14 protein-coding genes and 1 riboswitch are annotated in these 17043 nt (G+C 38.7%); of the genes, 13 read left to right on the top strand and 1 reads right to left on the bottom strand.

Translation table 11 applies throughout. The features are described 5' to 3' along the window. The first annotated feature begins 79 nt into the window (after positions 1-79). Both JNUCC76_RS10360 and JNUCC76_RS10355 read left to right on the top strand, forming a co-directional pair. Complete coding sequence (locus JNUCC76_RS10360; RefSeq protein ID WP_454154621.1) at positions 80-2245, top strand: YhgE/Pip family protein; 2166 nt, start codon at positions 80-82, stop codon at positions 2243-2245. 53 nt (positions 2246-2298) lie between these two features. Beyond that, positions 2299-2751 (top strand): RrF2 family transcriptional regulator, encoded by a 453-nt coding sequence (locus JNUCC76_RS10355; protein ID WP_454154619.1) that lies wholly within the window; start codon positions 2299-2301, stop codon positions 2749-2751. Between the two features lie 86 nt (positions 2752-2837). On the opposite strand, the gene JNUCC76_RS10350 is transcribed toward JNUCC76_RS10355, so the two are convergent. Continuing rightward, entirely contained in the window at positions 2838-3503 is a 666-nt protein-coding gene (locus JNUCC76_RS10350; RefSeq protein WP_454154617.1) for an NAD(P)H-hydrate epimerase, read from the bottom strand. A gap of 125 nt (positions 3504-3628) precedes the next feature. Further along, positions 3629-3797, top strand: a riboswitch (Lysine riboswitch). 97 nt (positions 3798-3894) lie between these two features. Between JNUCC76_RS10350 and alr the strand changes: the two genes are divergently transcribed. The 11 genes from alr (at position 3895) to JNUCC76_RS10295 (ending at position 17039) form a co-directional block, all read left to right on the top strand. Beyond that, entirely contained in the window at positions 3895-5007 is a 1113-nt protein-coding gene (gene alr, locus JNUCC76_RS10345; protein ID WP_454154615.1) for an alanine racemase, read from the top strand. A gap of 9 nt (positions 5008-5016) precedes the next feature. Further along, positions 5017-6111 (top strand): aspartate-semialdehyde dehydrogenase, encoded by a 1095-nt coding sequence (locus JNUCC76_RS10340; protein WP_454154613.1) that lies wholly within the window; start codon positions 5017-5019, stop codon positions 6109-6111. Between the two features lie 87 nt (positions 6112-6198). After that, positions 6199-7206, top strand: coding sequence for a YdcF family protein (locus JNUCC76_RS10335; protein ID WP_454154611.1), 1008 nt, complete (start codon positions 6199-6201; stop codon positions 7204-7206). An 88-nt stretch (positions 7207-7294) separates the two neighbouring features. Beyond that, on the top strand, positions 7295-9076 hold the full coding sequence (locus JNUCC76_RS10330; RefSeq protein ID WP_454154609.1) for an ABC transporter ATP-binding protein: 1782 nt from the start codon (positions 7295-7297) through the stop codon (positions 9074-9076). Further along, on the top strand, positions 9060-10859 hold the full coding sequence (locus JNUCC76_RS10325) for an ABC transporter ATP-binding protein (RefSeq protein ID WP_454154607.1): 1800 nt from the start codon (positions 9060-9062) through the stop codon (positions 10857-10859). Before JNUCC76_RS10330 ends, JNUCC76_RS10325 begins: the two co-directional genes overlap by 17 nt. 183 nt (positions 10860-11042) lie before the next feature. Next, positions 11043-11780, top strand: coding sequence for an amino acid ABC transporter ATP-binding protein (locus JNUCC76_RS10320; RefSeq protein WP_454154605.1), 738 nt, complete (start codon positions 11043-11045; stop codon positions 11778-11780). Positions 11781-11871: 91 nt separating this feature from the next. Then, the gene (locus JNUCC76_RS10315; protein ID WP_454154603.1) at positions 11872-12738 is read left to right on the top strand and encodes a transporter substrate-binding domain-containing protein; all 867 of its coding nucleotides are present in this window, start codon (positions 11872-11874) and stop codon (positions 12736-12738) included. Then, on the top strand, positions 12738-13379 hold the full coding sequence (locus JNUCC76_RS10310; RefSeq protein ID WP_454154601.1) for an amino acid ABC transporter permease: 642 nt from the start codon (positions 12738-12740) through the stop codon (positions 13377-13379). Before JNUCC76_RS10315 ends, JNUCC76_RS10310 begins: the two co-directional genes overlap by 1 nt. 10 nt (positions 13380-13389) lie before the next feature. Then, on the top strand, positions 13390-14049 hold the full coding sequence (locus JNUCC76_RS10305) for an amino acid ABC transporter permease (protein WP_072614333.1): 660 nt from the start codon (positions 13390-13392) through the stop codon (positions 14047-14049). A 353-nt stretch (positions 14050-14402) separates the two neighbouring features. Further along, entirely contained in the window at positions 14403-16037 is a 1635-nt protein-coding gene (locus JNUCC76_RS10300) for a peptide ABC transporter substrate-binding protein (RefSeq protein ID WP_454154599.1), read from the top strand. A gap of 84 nt (positions 16038-16121) precedes the next feature. Further along, the gene (locus tag JNUCC76_RS10295; protein WP_072614331.1) at positions 16122-17039 is read left to right on the top strand and encodes an ABC transporter permease; all 918 of its coding nucleotides are present in this window, start codon (positions 16122-16124) and stop codon (positions 17037-17039) included. Positions 17040-17043 lie beyond the last annotated feature (4 nt).

Below are 17043 nucleotides of genomic sequence, written 5' to 3'. Positions count from 1 at the left end.
AAAACTATTGTTGCATTTTCATATTTCCGTGTCTATAATATATCCATAGATAAAAAATATACACGAAAGAGTGCGAAATATGAGGAAGTTTTTTGAGAATTCAGAATGGACCCGTGTTCGAAAAATTAGGGGGTTACCATTATTATTGGTTGGTATTACACTCATTCCGAGTTTATACGCAGTCATTTTTTTGTCGTCACTTTGGGATACTTATGGTAGAGTGGATCATCTTCCGGTTGCGATTGTTAATCAAGACAAGACCGCAAAGATTAATGGGAAATCACAGAATATAGGCGATGATTTAACGAAAAAATTGCTTGACAGCAAGCAATTAAAATTAACTAAGACTTCGGCTGAGAAAGCTGGAAAAGGACTTGCATCTGGAAAGTATTACATGACTATCACGATACCTAAGTCCTTTACGAAGAATTCAGGTACATTGTTGAATGCTAAGCCAGTCAAGCCTATGATTAAAGTTGCGCATAATACTGGGCAAGGATTCATTGCTGAAAAATTAACGGTTTCGGCAGCTGATAAAATACAGGCGAATGTTTCAAAATCACTGCAAAGTGTTTATAATAAAACAATTTTAAACGCAACAGCCTCTTCGAAAAAAGGTTTTCAATCAGGTTCTAAAGGAGCCACACAACTTGGGAGTGGATTATCACAATTACAAGATGGTACTAAAAAATTGCAAGATGGCACAACACAGCTCCAAACTGGTACTTCACAGTTGGCAACGGGCTTGTCACAGTACACAAATGGCGTGTCGTCTGCTAATACAGGTGCCCAGCAGTTAACTTCAGGTGCCCAACAACTTGCCACACAACTCCAAAAGGTTTCTGACGAGATTAATACAAAGCAAAGTGCCAACACGGCTGATTTAAAACAGCTTGATACAGGATTGACGCAACTTACACAGGGCTTACAAAAACTAAGTAAAGTTGAATCACCAACGGTAACTGTTGATTCAACAAAGCTTAACGAAGCGTCCGAAAAGCTGTCAGCTGGATTAACTGGTGCTGGGAAAGATGCGGCTGCTTTCAAAGCATTAGCTCAAGATGCTGATTTCCAAAAATTTTTACAAGAAAATCCTACTGTTGCTACTAAGTATCAAGCGGCATTAAGTGATTTAGGTGAAAATGTGCAATCAAGTGCTACAGCAGCCACTACAATTCAGAATCAATTGACCACATTAAAGGCTATGCTGCCACAATTACAAGCATTGCAGGCACAAATTCCGGAATTACAGAAACTCGGTCAACAAGGATCTGTTGCCACCCAAGGTGCGCAAACAGCTATTAAAACACTAAATGATAGCTTAACTACTGTCAGCCAAGGAATAGCTAACCAAGCAGTGCCAGGCGCTCAGCAACTAGCGCAAGGATCTTCACAATTAACTACAGGGCTTGGACAGTTAGCCGCCAAAAACGATACGCTTAATAGTGGTGTTTCGCAATTAAATGATGGCACGACACAGTTACTTACTGGTGAAAGTCAAGCTAGTGCGGCTTTGCAGCAGGCAGGTACTGGCGCAACCACTTTAGCGAATAAATTAGCTGATGGTGCTGTGAAATTGTCAGCTATACACAATAAGAAATCAAATGTGGTAGCATTATCACAGCCGGTCAAACAAAAATCATCTAATTTATCAAAGGTTCCTAACAACGGAACAGGAATGGCGCCATATATGATGTCTGTTGGGCTATTTGTTGGTATGATCACATTTACGACCATATTTGATTTCATGACGGTTTCTAAAAAGCCAAAAAATGGTTTCACATGGTGGGCTAATAAGCAGTTAATTAATGCGCCAGTTTTTATTGGACAAGCATTGATTATGACTGGTTTACTCTTCTTAGTAGATGGTATGGAAGCGCAGCGGCCAGCGATGACATTTGTTGTAGCCTTAGCAGCATCCTTTGGGTTCAACCAGTTTGTTGTCTTGTTTAATGTGCTAATTGGTAAACTAGGGTCAGGGATTATGCTGGTTTTGATGGTATTACAACTGAGTGCTAGTGCGGGATCTTATCCTATTGAGTTGTCAAACAGCTTTTTTGAGGCGATTCATCCATGGATGCCAATGAGTTACTCTGTCCATGCCTTCCGCGAAACAATTTCTATGGGTGGCAGTGTTGTATCAGACTTAACTGTATTGTTGTCATTAGGGGTGATATCAATGGTACTAACATGGTTTGTGTACCAAATGAAATTAAACCATAATCAGTTAACTTTTAAGCATTAATTTAAAAGCAGTCGGCAGACTGCGTACATAAAGAAATGAAGTTGGAAAAATAAATGAAAATGTCTAGTGCAGTTGAACAAAGTTTGGTCGTCTTGGTTATGCTAGCTTTGCAAAAAGATAGCCTACCTATTAAAAGTCATGTTTTAAGTGAACATTTAGAAGTTTCTGAATCATACTTAAAAAAAACAATGCGTAAATTAGTTGTTGCAAATTTAGTAAAAGCGATTGCTAGTAAGGAAGGTGGCTTCAAATTGGCTCGTCATACCAATGATATTACGTTATTGGATGTTTATGAGGCAATCGAAGGAGAAGATAGCTTTATTCATTCTACCCAATTAGCAGATCGCGTGTTTCCTGCCAAAACTGCTGTTGCTGAAGGAACAAAAGAAGTTCTATCTATTGTCTATGAGGCAGAAAAGGATTTTAAGAAACGGTTAAAACGTACATCAATTGCTGATTTGTTATTGTTTGCCAAAGAAGGAGAAGAAATTGTTGATTGGCGATGAAGTTACACATATTGACTAAAAAACAGTTTATTAATGCCTGGTTAGCATTAATAAACTGTTTTTTTTATATTGTGAAGTACTATATTTTATGCAACAGGTAGCGCCTCTTGTAAACTGAATTCAAAATCATCAGGAACAAGCATTCCGACATCTTTTAAAATAACATTCCCAGAAAGATAACAACCATTTTGTTGCGTTAAGCCAACCTTTGTGAAGCCAAAAGTGACTGTAGTGTGAGCTTTAAGAGCGGCTCCACGTATCTCTCCCGTCGTTGCATCAATACCAGTAGGAACATCAACAGCAATAACAGGTTTATCAATGTGGTTGGCCGCTTTAATCATTTTTTGTAAGCCTTCAGGTAGAACGTTGTTCAATCCAACCCCAAATATCGCATCAATAATTAAAGTTGCCTCATTAAAATCACTTTTTTCAGAACGAACTAAGCCATGCTTCTCAATGATTGCCAGTTGCCGTTTTACACTGTCTTTCGCACGGCTAACGTTTCCGACAAATTGTAATGAGACATTTACGCCTTGAGCGTACAAGAGACGAGCAATTGCTACGCCGTCAGCACCATTATTACCAAGACCAGCTAGTACCAATACATGACTTAAATCGAATCTACCGGCACCGATGACATCAAGCACTGCCATTGCGGCCCGTTCAATTAATACATCCTGTGGCATACCAATAGTCTCAATCGTGTAATTATCTATTTGCTGCATTTCTGTAGCTGTAACAAGTCGCGTCATAGTTCCCATCATTTCATAAGTTATTAAACTTATTATACGGTGATTTAGCAGTCTTATCAATCAAACAAGCGTAAAAATATTGAATTTGACAAATAAAAAAAATTAGAATACAATAATAACAATTTAAGAATCATAGAGGTTGCTGCTGACATTAGTCGCTTGCGGAGTGCTTACAGGCACAATGAAACAAGTTAAAGGGGATGTAGCCGAAGCATTGGTGCTGTGACACCAAGTAGCTGGGCCAATCGGTGAAAAATCGTTGGACTGTCGCGTAAGCGGGGTGCTATGTTATAGATTGCAATTAATTGGGATCCATGGCTGCTACTTGTGCGCTGTGGATTTTTTAATAGAGGAGGTATGCATTCATGGATATCTGTGAATGGGCTAACATATGGTAGAGGCAATAACACGTCCAACACGTCTTGAAGTTTCAAAGAGCGCTGTTGAACATAATATAATGACCGTTAAAAATGTATCAGGTGCGGACAAGGTTTTTTTGACCGTTAAGTCGAATGCTTATGGATTTGGTTTGATTCCTATGGCTCAAGCTGCTGTGGCAGGAGGTATTTATGGCTTAGGCGTAGCTGTTCTTGATGAAGCTATTGCACTACGACACGAGCGCATAACCGCACCAATTTTAATTTTAGGTATTTCACAGGTAAAGTATGTTGAACTAATGGCTGTCCAGCATATCATGGCAACTGTTGTTTCATTGGACTGGCTGGAGAAAGCAGAACAGCAGTTAACTGGTGAACAGCGATTACCTGTTACACTAGGTATCGATACTGGCATGGGTAGAATTGGATTTAGAGATCGTGAAACTTTAGCGAAAGCAATACAGTTTGTTTTGGATCATGCTGATAAGTTTGAATATGTTGGACTATCGACGCACTTTGCCGAATCTGATTCATCAGATACCCGGTACTTCCAAAAACAATTAACACGCTGGCATCAATTGACAGATGACTTGCCAAAACCAAAGTATTATCATGTTGCTAATTCGGGTGCTGCAATGTATCATGCACAAGAGGTTCCCCATGAAGTTGTCCGCGTAGGAACGGTGCTTTATGGGATTGAACCCTCTCGTGGTGAACTGGCGGATGGGCGCAACCTGAAGCCCGTCATGGCCCTGCGCAGCGAGGTTAATTTTGTTAAACGCTTACCTGCTGGTGAAGGCATTAGTTATTCACATAAATATACGACAACTCAAAACGAGTGGATAGGCACTGTTCCTATTGGTTATGGGGATGGTTGGCTACGCAAATTAATGGGGTTTAGGGTTATTATTGACGGTCAATACGCTCCTATTGTAGGCCAAGTAGCAATGGATCAGTTAATGATACGTTTGCCTCATGAATATCCAGAAGGTACAACAGTAACCTTTATTGGTCAAGATGGAGACTTAGAGAACACGATAGAGGACGTTGCACAGTTTGCAGGTTTGGCGCCGTGGGAAATCACAACAGGACTACAAGATAGAATACATCGTATTTTAGTAGATTAGGAGAAGATAATGACTAGAGAATATAGTGTTGCCATCCTTGGCGCAACAGGTGCTGTGGGCACACGACTTATTGAACAATTAGAGCAATCAACAATTCCCGTGAAGAACATAAAATTGCTTGCTTCGTCACGTTCAGCAGGTAAAACACTGCAATTTAAGGGTACAGATGTGGTTGTTGAGGAAGCAACTCCAGAAAGTTTTGATGGGGTTGATTTAGTTTTGGCTAGCGGTGGTGGTTCAGTTTCAGCTCGATTTGCACCCGAAGCTGTGAAACGCGGCGCTGTGGTTGTTGATAATTCAAGCCAATGGCGAATGAATGATGATGTCCCGTTAATTGTTCCTGAAGTTAATGAAGCAGATTTGAAACAACACCAAGGAATTATTGCCAACCCTAACTGTTCAACGATTCAAATGGTTGTTGCTCTGGCACCTATTAAAGCCAAGTATGGTTTGACACGTGTTATCGTTTCAACTTATCAAGCTGCTTCTGGTGCGGGACAATCTGCATGGCAAGAGCTAGTTTCAGAAACTGATGCCCACAATGCCGGTAAAGAGATGCATGCTGAGATTTTGCCGGTTAAAAGTGCTAAGCATCATTATCCCTTAGCTTATAATTTACTACCACAAATAGATGTTTTCGAAGAAGACGGTTACACTCATGAGGAATGGAAGATGATTCATGAGACTAAAAAAATTATGTTTGGTGATAAAAATTCTAAAGCAGTCAAAGTAACAGCGACTGCGGTCCGTGTACCTGTTCCTATTGGTCATGGCGAGACCGTTTATTTTGAAACGGATGCCGAATCAGGAGCGACAGCTGCTGATCTTCAAGCAATTTTGAGTGAGGCTCCAGGTGTTGTTTTGGAAGATAATCCAAAGGAACAGTTGTACCCACAGCCAATTAATGCCGAAGGGAAACGTGAAACATTCGTCGGCCGTGTGCGTCCTGATTTGGAAAATGATGATAGCTTCCATATGTGGGTTGTCTCAGATAACCTGCTTAAAGGTGCTGCTTGGAATACAGTACAAATTGCAGAGCGTCTTGTTGACTTAGACTTAGTCAGAGTCCCAGAAGACGCAGCAAATAAGTTTATCACAGAATAAATTTTTTTAAGAGCGTTCAGCGCTCTTTTTATATCTCCAAAAGCGACGACACAACTGTGTGTAAAAGCAACGTGTTACAATAGCCTTATGATAGCAATTCTAACAATTTTAACTTTAGCTATAAGTCTTTTTTCTTGGCTACTTTGGCATCAAATCAGGATCAGCCCAGCAAGTTTACGACTAGGATTTTATGTATTGATCATTATGATTTTTTTATTTATTGGTCTGCAGGTGATGCAGTTTCCAAGTATATCAGTTGTTCATATCATTAATGAAGCTAAGATGTTCGTTAAATGGGGTAATATTGCGGGTCTATTTTTGGTGATTACACTAGCCTATCACAGTTTTCAAAGTTGGCGTAAATGGCAACATAGCCTACATCAGTTAGTTTTCCCACTAGTGTTGCTTGTGTATGCTATTGCTGATATTGGCATTTGGCTTCTGAATGATGGGTTCTCAATATCTTTAAAACCCATTCTTGTTGTTATCCCATGGTTGTCAATGTACGTTCTTTGGCAATTTTTACAGTTTATTATCAGTAGTATCTTGTATGGATTGGTGGTTAAACGACCAATTCACGGTCCGATTGTTGTCTTAGGCGGTGGGTTAGTTGATGGACGGTATGTTGGTCGAATTGTTGGTAATCGTATTCAGGCAGCTGTTAAAGATGCGACCAAAATGTCAGAGTATCCAACGATCATTTTTTCGGGTGGTCAAGGGAAAGATGAATTAATTTCTGAAGCAGAAGCTATGAGAAACTTTGCTGTAAAAAGACTAAATGTTCCTTATGAGAATACAATATTGGAAGACCGTTCTAGAAATACATATGAAAATTTGAGGAATAGTGCTGAATTAACTAACAGTTCATTCACATTTTATACAAGCGAGTATCATGTTTTTCGTGGTGTTTTACTTGCAAAAAAACAAGGAGTTAATGCGCAAGGTCGAGGAGGTTACACGCAGTTTCCGTACCGTGGCATAGCGTTTTTGCGAGAGTTTGCTGGCGTGATGAATCTAAATCCAAAACAGCACATTATATATGGTGCTGTGTGTTTTGTTAGCAGTGCGATAGTAGTTTTAATTAATTTTATATGAATAAAATATAAAAAATCTTTTTAAATATGGTATATTATTTAGATAGATTTAATGAATTATGGAGATTTATACTGTCTGGGAGAATTTTATGACTATTTTTGGAAAATTAATGTGGTTCTTTAAGGAGCACAAACGACTATATATGTTGGGGCTCACTTTTTTGTTTCTGACAGAAGTATCACAAATGGTGTCCCCGGCGTTAATCGGTCGTTTCACTGATGTGATAGTGTCCCGACAAATGACAATGCATCAGCTATTTTTCTATGCTGGTGGTATTTTGCTTTTTTCTGTGTTGATGTACATATTTCGTTATACATGGATTACACATATTTTCCAAGGTTCGGCGCTATTAGAAAAAACATTACGGCAGCAATTGTTTGATCACTATTTGAAAATGGATACTACATTTTATCAGCGTCGACGTACGGGAGATTTAATGGCACATGCGACGAACGATTTGTCAGCAGTGCAGAGAGTGGCATCTGGTGGCGTACTGATGCTAGTTGATTCGGTTGTTATTATTTTTTTCACGGTCATTTCAATGACTCTTGTGGTTGATTGGCGTTTGACGTTGATTGGTGTTTTACCTTTACCATTATTGGCGGCCGGAGTTTGGTATTTATCACCTAAAATGCGACGTGCATTTACATCATCTCAAGAAGCCTTTTCACGATTATCAAACAAGTCTCAAGAATCTATAGCTGGAATTAAAGCTATTAAAACATTGGGGCAAGAAAAACAAGACGTTGATGCTTTTGATGAGGAAATACAAAAAACGATTCAAATCAATAAAAAGGTGGCCGCCATTGACTCCTTGTTTGGACCAATGGCTACGCTGGTGATGACAATTAGTTATGTTGTGATGATTACTTATGGTGGGTCGTTGGTATTAAATGATTCAATTTCAATCGGGCAGCTTGTCTCATTTTCAACTTATTTAGGATTACTTGTATGGCCAATGTTTGGTTTAGGGCAGTTGTTCAACGTATTGGAACGCGGTAATGCTTCATATATGCGTGTCCAAGAAATTCTATCTGAAAAATCATCAATTATTGAAGATGAGCAGGGCTACGATAGCATATCTCATGGTGATGTTGCTATTCGGGTTAATCAGTTTAAGTATCCAGATGATCAATCGGAAGTTTTGAAAGATATTTCATTGAATATTCGTGCTGGTGAAACTGTTGGTATTGTTGGGCGTGTTGGTTCTGGTAAAACAACCTTAATCAAGCTGTTGCTGCGCCAGTTTGATGGTTATACTGGCCAAATTAGTTTTGCTGGTAAGAACATCAAAGACTATAAGTTAAGCGCATATCACAGAGCGATTGGCTATGTTGCGCAGGAAAACTTTTTGTTTTCGACAACGGTGAGAGATAATATCCGCTTTGCTGATATCAATAAATCGCAAGAAGAAGTGGAAAAAGCTGCTAAAATGGCGGCCTTACATGAAGATATCCAGAACTTTCCGGAGGGATACGACACACAAGTTGGTGAGCATGGCGTAAGTTTATCGGGCGGTCAGAAGCAGCGATTGGCTATAGCTCGTGCCTTAATTATTGATCCAGAAATTTTAATTTTAGATGATGCTTTGTCGGCCGTAGATGCGCGGACAGAAAAACAAATATTGCATACTTTAAAAACTACTCGGCAAGAAAAAACAACGATTATTGTTGCTCATAGAATTAGTTCCGTGATGAATGCTAATGAAATTGTAGTCTTTGACCACGGTGAAATTGCTGAACGTGGTCGACATGAAGAACTGATTGCTCAACAAGGATGGTATGCCCAAATGTATGAGCAACAACAATTAGCAACAACGCTCCAACAAAATTTAGAAGGAGAGGGGGATGATTATGACAGAGAAAAATAATTCTGTTTGGGCAAAAAATATACCCGTTAGAGAACAACTGCATGTTATTTGGACCTTGATCAAAATGGCAAAACCGTTTCGGTCAATGTTTATCGTGGCACTTGTAATTGGCGCAGCTTTTGCACTACTTCAAGCTGCTGCACCACGAGTTATTGCTTACTATATGACGACTTATTTGCATCAAACAAGTAGTGTTCCACTAAAAATTACGATTAGCTTTGCTGTTTTGGTGGCCGTTATTCGCGTGTTGCAAGCTGTGACAGATGCTTTGAATGCCTACTACTTCACTGTGGCTGGTGAATATGCTTTAGAAGATATGCGTTTACGCGTATTTCAAAAGCTACACACATTAGGTATGAAATTTTTCGATGAAATGCCTGCGGGTTCACTAGTAACACGGGTTAATAATGATACAGCATCGTTGACAGATTTTTGGCGATTCTTTATGCAGCTTACTTTTGCTGTGATGAGTATGATTGGTGCCTATATTGGCATGTGGACAATTGATGTGCGTGCAACTCTCCTTATGATGATTGTTGTACCATTCATCGTGGTCAGTATTATCATTTATCAACGCTTTTCATCACGATTATTTCGCCATATGCGCGAACGTTTGTCGGCGTTGAATGCTAAAATTGCTGAAAGTGTTACCGGAATTGATATTATTCAAGAATTTTATCAAGAGGATCGCTTTAAAAAAGAATTCGGCAAAATTAATGGTGAATACTTTAATGCTCGTTTTAAAATGATTAAGGCTGATGCATTGTTATTAGAACCTATGATTGACATGTTGTTAGGTGGAGCGACGGTTTTAGTTTTATGGTATTTTGGTGAACTTTCCATACAAACAGTTGTCTCAGCAGGTGCTATTTATGCATTCACTACTTATTTAAACAATATTTTTGGCCCCTTGGAAAGTATTATGGATTTGTTCAGTCCTTTCCAAGAAGGTTTAGTATCAGGATATCGCATCCTTGGCATCCTCGGTAACGAAACTTATGCTCCGGCGCAAAACCCGAATGCTAAGGGGGATATCACTGATGGGAAAATTGAATTTAAGCATGTTAATTTTAGCTATGATGGTCGTCATCCAATCCTAAAAGATTTAACATTTACTGCTAACCCAGGTGATACGGTTGCCTTGGTAGGACATACTGGTTCTGGAAAAAGTTCTACCATTAATACATTAATGCGTTTTTATGACTTTCAATCAGGTGAAATTTTGATTGATGGTCAGGATATCCGTGATATTGCGATGGACAAATTACGCAGCAAAATGGGACTAGTGTTACAGGATCCATTCATGTTCTACGGCGATATTGCGTTTAACATTCGTATGTACAATGACAGTCTTACAGATGAACAAATTAAATTAGCAGCTGAATTTGTGGGTGCCGATGATTTCATAGAAAAGTTAGACGGCAGGTATCAAGCTAAAGTACAAGAAGGAGGAAGCAGTTTTTCTGCTGGTGAGAAACAATTGATCAGTTTCGCACGCACAATTGTAGCCAATCCTAAAATATTGATATTGGATGAAGCTACTGCGAATGTGGACACGGAAACAGAAACAAAAATTCAGAACTCACTGGTTAAAATGCGTCAAGATCGAACCACGATTGCAATTGCCCATAGACTTTCTACTATCAAAGATGCTAATTTAATTTTGGTGTTGGATCAAGGGGAGGTCGTTGAACGTGGAACCCATGATGAACTGCTTGCAGCACATGGAAGGTATTATGACCTTTATCGACTGCAAGGCGCACAAAGTGGGATAGCGGTATAGGTCAAATATCACAGTGAATAGCTATAACTTCTTGTTATAAAACTTCACGCACGACTTTGACTAAACAGACTAAGTATGCGTAAAATGGTAATTAGAAGAGACTAGTTTTAGGTTTTATGTTAGGCTAGTTTTTGCTACCGTGTGCACTTCGGTGTACACGCTCAGAAAAAGGAGAATTAAGTCATGTCAATGATTGAATTTAAAAACGTCGAGAAATATTATGGGAAGTTTCATGCTTTGAAGAACATTAATTTAAAAATTGATGAAGGTGAGACTGTTGTTCTTATCGGTCCTTCAGGGTCTGGAAAGTCAACTTTGATTCGTGCAATTAATGGACTAGAAGAAATACAAGAAGGTAAGCTTCTGGTCAATGGATTTGATTTACATGATCCTAAAACCGATATCAATCGTATCCGTAAAAACGTTGGCATGGTTTTTCAACATTTTAATTTGTACAATAATAAATCAACCTTGGAAAATGTGATGCTCGCACCACGTCTTGTTTTGAAGCGTAGTGAAGACGAAAATAAGAAAGTAGCAATGGCTTTATTGGACAAAGTTGGTTTGGCAGATAAGGCAGCTAATATGCCGTCTGAACTATCAGGTGGTCAAAAGCAACGTGCAGCTATTGCTCGTTCACTAGCGATGCAACCTAAGGCCTTGTTGTTCGACGAACCAACATCAGCTTTAGATCCTGAAATGGTTGGGGATGTGTTGGACGTTATGCGTGATATTGCTAAGGACTCCTCTATGACAATGCTTGTTGTTACCCATGAAATGAGTTTTGCTAAGGCTGTGGCTGATCGTGTTATCTTTATGGCTGACGGTGAAATTCTTGAAGATAGTACAACCGAAGAATTCTTTAATAATCCTAGAGAACCACGTGCTCAACAGTTCTTGAGCCAAGTTGATCACAAATAAAATTTAGATTTGGAGGAAACGCGTTTTTGGAAGTTTCAGTATCTTGTAATATGAAGTATTTGAAAATAAAAGCCATTAACGCTCTGTTACTATGGAAAAAGCTAAAAAAAGACAGTTTGGTATCATTGCCACAATCGTTTTAGCTGCTGTTATTGTCCTCGGTTTATTGTGGGCAACTACCGCTGCTAAGAAAAATGAAGAGCATCAAGATACATTACAACGTGTTGAAAAATTAGGGCGAATTATTTGGGGTGTAAAATCTGACACCAAATTATTTGGTTTAATGGACACAAAGACTGGTGTTTCTAAAGGGTTCGACGTTGATATTGCTAAAGCGTTAACAGTTCAGATATCAAAGCAAACTGGTGTTCCAATGTCTGCGGAATTTGTACCAGTGTCTTCATCTTCAAAAATACAATTATTGAAGAATACTAATATTGATGGCACGGTGTCAACAATGACAATCACACCTGAACGTGAAAAAATTATTGACTTTACGAATCAATATTTTGATGCCGGACAATCAATTCTGGTTAAAAAAGACTCAGGCATTAAGTCAATTAAAGATATGAATAATTCAAAGTATAAAATTATTGTTGTTGTTGGGACTACGGCTGCCGAAGAGACAAAGAAATTTGCACCAAAGGCCAAGTTGCTAGCTGTTCAAGATTATGCCACAGGTATGCAGGCCCTTAAGGCCGGTCAAGGTCAGGCAATGTCAACTGATAATGCGATTTTGTATGGATTTGCTACAGAAAACCCCGATTATCAAATTGTGGGTGGTACTTTTACCCATGGACCTTATGGTATTGCTTTTGATAATAATCAAGGCCCAATGGTTAGGGAGACGAACAAAGCACTTGCAACCATTAAGAAAAATGGTACTTATAATAAATTAATCAAGAAGTGGTTCAGCGATATACCAGGACTTGATTGGCATGAATTGGAGGCGAAATAATGACGTTATTACAAAATAATTTCCCAACGTTCTTGCAAGGATTCGGATATACTTTACTATCAAGTATTATTGCGCTAATCATTTCTATGATTTTGGGCACGTTCTTTGCTATTTTACAAATTTTGCCACAAAAATGGGCGCAAAAAATTGGTAATGTGTATGTGCAAGTATTTCGTAACATCCCATTATTGATTATCACCTTTTTCTTCTTCCTAGTAGTTGCTAAGGTTATCCCAATGAATGGGTTTGCTGCTGGGACCATCGCATTATCATTATATACATCAGCTTTTATTGCCGAAACTGTTCGTGCTGGTATCCTTTCCGTTGATAATGGACAAATGGAAGGAGCGCGTGCTAATGGATTATCATTTAATCAAAGTATGCGGTACATTGTACTGCCCCAAGCCTTTAAAATAGCACTACCATCACTTGGGAACCAATTCATTAATTTGGTTAAGAATTCATCAATCCTAGCCTTTGTCGGTGGATTGGATTTGATGTATCAAGGGAATATGGTTGCAGCTAGTACGTTTGACACTTTTAGCACCTATATCATTGTGGCACTTTTCTATTTGGTAATTACACTACCGTTGAGCTACTACATGCAAAATCTCGAACGTAAGCTAAAGCACGCAGCATAAGGAGGACAATATGGTTACATTAGGAATTTTTGACGCCTTTACACCGCAAAACGTCCAATATTTGTTGGGTGGATTAGGCATTACAGTTGGTGTATCAATTATCTCGGTTATTTTAAGTTTTATTGCTGGATCAATCATTGGAATTGTTCAATTTGAACGTATCCCATATTTTTCTAAGTTTGTCGGTACAATTAATAATATTATTCGTAATTTACCGTTACTATTAATTATTTTCTTCGTTTATTTTGCTTTACCAAAGATAGGCATTCATTTACCTATCTTTTGGGCAACTGTTGTTGCGATGAGCACCTTTGAATCTTCAATGCTCGCTGAAATCGTGCGTGGTGGACTAGAATCAATTGATGAAGGACAGTTTGAAGGCGCACGTGCTAATGGACTAACAAATATCCAGACAATGATTTACATTGTCCTGCCACAAGCATATAAGAAGATGATTCCACCAATCATTTCACAGTTGATATCATTGGTTAAGGACACAAGTCTTGCTATGGGTATTGTCTTAGCCGAGATGACTTATCGTGGTCAGATTATTTATGCACAGAACTCTACTTATATCATTCCGGTTCTGATTGCAATTACGTTAGTATACTTCTTGTTGAATTATGGCCTATCGTTAATTGCCAAATGGTTTGATCGTCGCTTAGCCTAATTACAACTTATAATTTTTAATAAAAGCATGGTTTTCTTCTAAAGGAATGGGTTTCATACGAAATGTGAAGCGTTTAATATATTTCTTTTGTGAAGTAAGAAAACGATGTTTTTTTTACTTTTATTCTAAGCATGCTGTAGCTTTGCTGTTGCAATGATTAAAAAAATTGTGGCAAATGAGGTGCTTTTAGCACAAAAAAACTTATTAATAGTATGATTTTGTTAGTATTCCTGACATTCTAGCGAAATGCAACAAAATATTAAAATCTAATATAAATGAGTTGCAAATGAGAATTTAACATGGTAAACTAAAATTCATCAATACAATATAGTATATCGGGAGGATATATCTTCATGGATACATGGAAAAAATGGGCAGTTGGCGCAGCCGTTGTGGTTGTCGCTGGCGCTGGAGCACGTGCCACCGGTCTTTGGGGTGGTTCAAGTGGATCATCAAGCAATACACTTAAATTTGCTTTTCCAACAGAAATTCAGACGTTAGATATTTCAAAAAATACGGATACCTATTCTGGAACAATCATTGGTAATACGGGTTCTAACTTATTGCGTGTTAATGCCAAGGGTAAGGCTGTTCCAGAATTAGCCAAGTCAGTCAAAGTATCGAAAGATGGATTGACTTATACTGCTACATTGCGCAGTGGCTTAAAGTGGTCAGATGGATCTAAGCTAACTGCTAAGGATTTCGTTTATTCATGGCAACGCATTGTCAATCCTAAGACTGCTTCGCAGTATGCATATTTGACATCAGGTGTTAAGAATGCTGACGACATTGTTGCTGGAAAAGCCAAAGTTAGCACTTTGGGTGTGACGTCTAAGGGAAATGTAATTACATTTAAGTTAGAACGCCCAATGCCACAATTTAAGTATTTGCTCACATTTGCAAACTTTATGCCTCAAAAGCAGAGCTTTGTTGAAAAGCAAGGTAAGAAGTATGGTACGACATCTGCAAAGCAATTGTATTCTGGTCCTTATAAGTTTGAAGGCTGGAACGGTACTAATAACAGCTTTAAGCTTGTTAAGAACGATAATTACTGGGATGCAAAGAGTGTTAAGACAAAGGAAATTGACTATTCCGTTGTTAAAAAAGCTGAAACTGCTGTGCAATTGTACAAGCAAGGCAAGTTAGACCGTGCATCAATATCAACACCAGAATTGTATGCTGCTAACAAGAGCAACAAGGCTACGGTAAAGGTTCCAGAAGCAACAACAGCCTATATCGAATATAACCAAACTGGTAAAAATAAGTATTTGTCTAACACAAAGATTCGTCAAGCTTTGAACTTAGCAACAAACCGTAAAGAATTGGTTGACCAAGTTACTTCTGGTGTATCAACTCCTGCTACTGGTTTAGCACCTGAAGGGCTAGCTAAGACTGCCTCTGGCGAAGACTTAGCAAAGTATGTTGCTCCCGGTTACAAGTATGACACTAAAGAAGCGGCTAAGTTATTTGCAGAAGGTTTGAAAGAAGTCGGTGAAACAAGCATGACTTTGACTATTACGTCTGATGCAGATAGTGCAACTGCGAAGACCACATTAGATTACCTACAAGGCTCATTACAAAAAGCATTGCCAGGTTTGAAGGTCGAAGAAAAGTTTGTACCATTCAAGCAACGTTTGCAAGATGCTCAAACACAAAACTTTGATGCGATTGTTTCACTCTGGGGTGGTGATTATCCAGAAGGTTCAACATTCTATGACTTGTTCAAGGATGGTGCCTCATACAATGATGGACAATTCAAGAACTCTGCATATACTGCAGCAGTTGAAAAAGCTGAAACTACAGATGCTTTGAATGACTCTGCACGTGATTCAGATTATAAGACAGCTGAAGCAGCATTGTATAAGGAAGCCAACTTTAATCCACTTTACTTCCGTTCAGGATATTCATTAGCTCGTTCAAACGTTAAGGGTGTTATTATCAATACAACAGGATTAAACATGGACCTGAAATACGCCTACCGTAAGTAAGAGATTTATGATAGAATTAAACTACATTTAATTAAAAATGAGAATTGACGTATGTCAATTCTTATTTATTAGGAAGACAAGACTATGGTGAAATACATTTTAAAGCGATTGGCGCTTCTGATTTTCACGTTATTCTTGGTGATTACTGCTACGTTTTTCTTGATGCAAATTATGCCAGGAACACCGTTCAATAATCCTAAATTAACGCCGCAAATGATTGCCCAATTGAACAAAGCATATGGTTTAGATTTGCCTTTATGGCAACAGTACTTGAACTATTTGGTAAATGCCTTTCGTGGCGATTTTGGAACTTCGTTCCAGTATCAAAATCAAAGTGTTAGCATGTTAATCGGACAGCGGTTACCTATCTCAGCCCAGTTAGGTGCTGAAGCATTGGTTGTTGGTGTGGTAGCTGGTCTGTTTATGGGTGCAGCTTCAGCTCGAAACAAAAATAACAAAATTGATGGTGCATTAGGTGTAGTATCAACACTAGGTATTTCAGTTCCAAGTTTTATTTTGGGAATTATTTTATTATATCTTTTTGGATTCAAATGGCCATTGTTCCCAGTTTCTGGTTGGGGTGATTCTTTCTCGGAAACAGTACTACCAACCATCGCCTTAGCCGTTGGTCCTGCGGCTGTAGTCACTCGCTTTGTTCGGTCAGAAATGATTGAAGCTTTGAGTTCGGATTACGTACAATTGGCGCGTGCTAAAGGTCTAAGTGAAAAAGAAATTGTCAATAAGCATGCTTATCGTAATTCAATGATACCTGTTTTGACATTGATTGGTCCGACTGCAGCTGGCTTGCTGACGGGTTCCACTTTGATTGAAAATATTTTCTCAATTCCAGGTATTGGACAACAGTTTGTTTCATCTATTCCTACAAAAGATTTTCCAGTTATCATGGGGACTACAATTGTTTATGCCCTAATGTTGATGGTGATGATTTTGATTACGGATATTTTGACAGCTATCGTTGATCCACGTGTTCGTTTGCAATAAGGAG

Source organism: Leuconostoc sp. JNUCC 76, assembly GCF_053667755.1.
The sequence above is the reverse complement of the archived record's forward strand: the minus strand, read 5'-3'. Positions and strand labels throughout refer to the sequence as shown.

Bases quoted from the DNA above. Each gene is read 5' to 3' on its own strand.
- JNUCC76_RS10360 (WP_454154621.1), top strand. From the start codon at position 80: ATGAGGAAGTTTTTTGAGAATTCAGAATGGACCCGTGTTCGAAAAATT.
- JNUCC76_RS10355 (WP_454154619.1), top strand. From the start codon at position 2,299: ATGAAAATGTCTAGTGCAGTTGAACAAAGTTTGGTCGTCTTGGTTATG.
- JNUCC76_RS10350 (WP_454154617.1), bottom strand. From the start codon at position 3,503: ATGACGCGACTTGTTACAGCTACAGAAATGCAGCAAATAGATAATTAC.
- alr (WP_454154615.1), top strand. From the start codon at position 3,895: ATGGTAGAGGCAATAACACGTCCAACACGTCTTGAAGTTTCAAAGAGC.
- JNUCC76_RS10340 (WP_454154613.1), top strand. From the start codon at position 5,017: ATGACTAGAGAATATAGTGTTGCCATCCTTGGCGCAACAGGTGCTGTG.
- JNUCC76_RS10335 (WP_454154611.1), top strand. From the start codon at position 6,199: ATGATAGCAATTCTAACAATTTTAACTTTAGCTATAAGTCTTTTTTCT.
- JNUCC76_RS10330 (WP_454154609.1), top strand. From the start codon at position 7,295: ATGACTATTTTTGGAAAATTAATGTGGTTCTTTAAGGAGCACAAACGA.
- JNUCC76_RS10325 (WP_454154607.1), top strand. From the start codon at position 9,060: ATGACAGAGAAAAATAATTCTGTTTGGGCAAAAAATATACCCGTTAGA.
- JNUCC76_RS10320 (WP_454154605.1), top strand. From the start codon at position 11,043: ATGTCAATGATTGAATTTAAAAACGTCGAGAAATATTATGGGAAGTTT.
- JNUCC76_RS10315 (WP_454154603.1), top strand. From the start codon at position 11,872: ATGGAAAAAGCTAAAAAAAGACAGTTTGGTATCATTGCCACAATCGTT.
- JNUCC76_RS10310 (WP_454154601.1), top strand. From the start codon at position 12,738: ATGACGTTATTACAAAATAATTTCCCAACGTTCTTGCAAGGATTCGGA.
- JNUCC76_RS10305 (WP_072614333.1), top strand. From the start codon at position 13,390: ATGGTTACATTAGGAATTTTTGACGCCTTTACACCGCAAAACGTCCAA.
- JNUCC76_RS10300 (WP_454154599.1), top strand. From the start codon at position 14,403: ATGGATACATGGAAAAAATGGGCAGTTGGCGCAGCCGTTGTGGTTGTC.
- JNUCC76_RS10295 (WP_072614331.1), top strand. From the start codon at position 16,122: ATGGTGAAATACATTTTAAAGCGATTGGCGCTTCTGATTTTCACGTTA.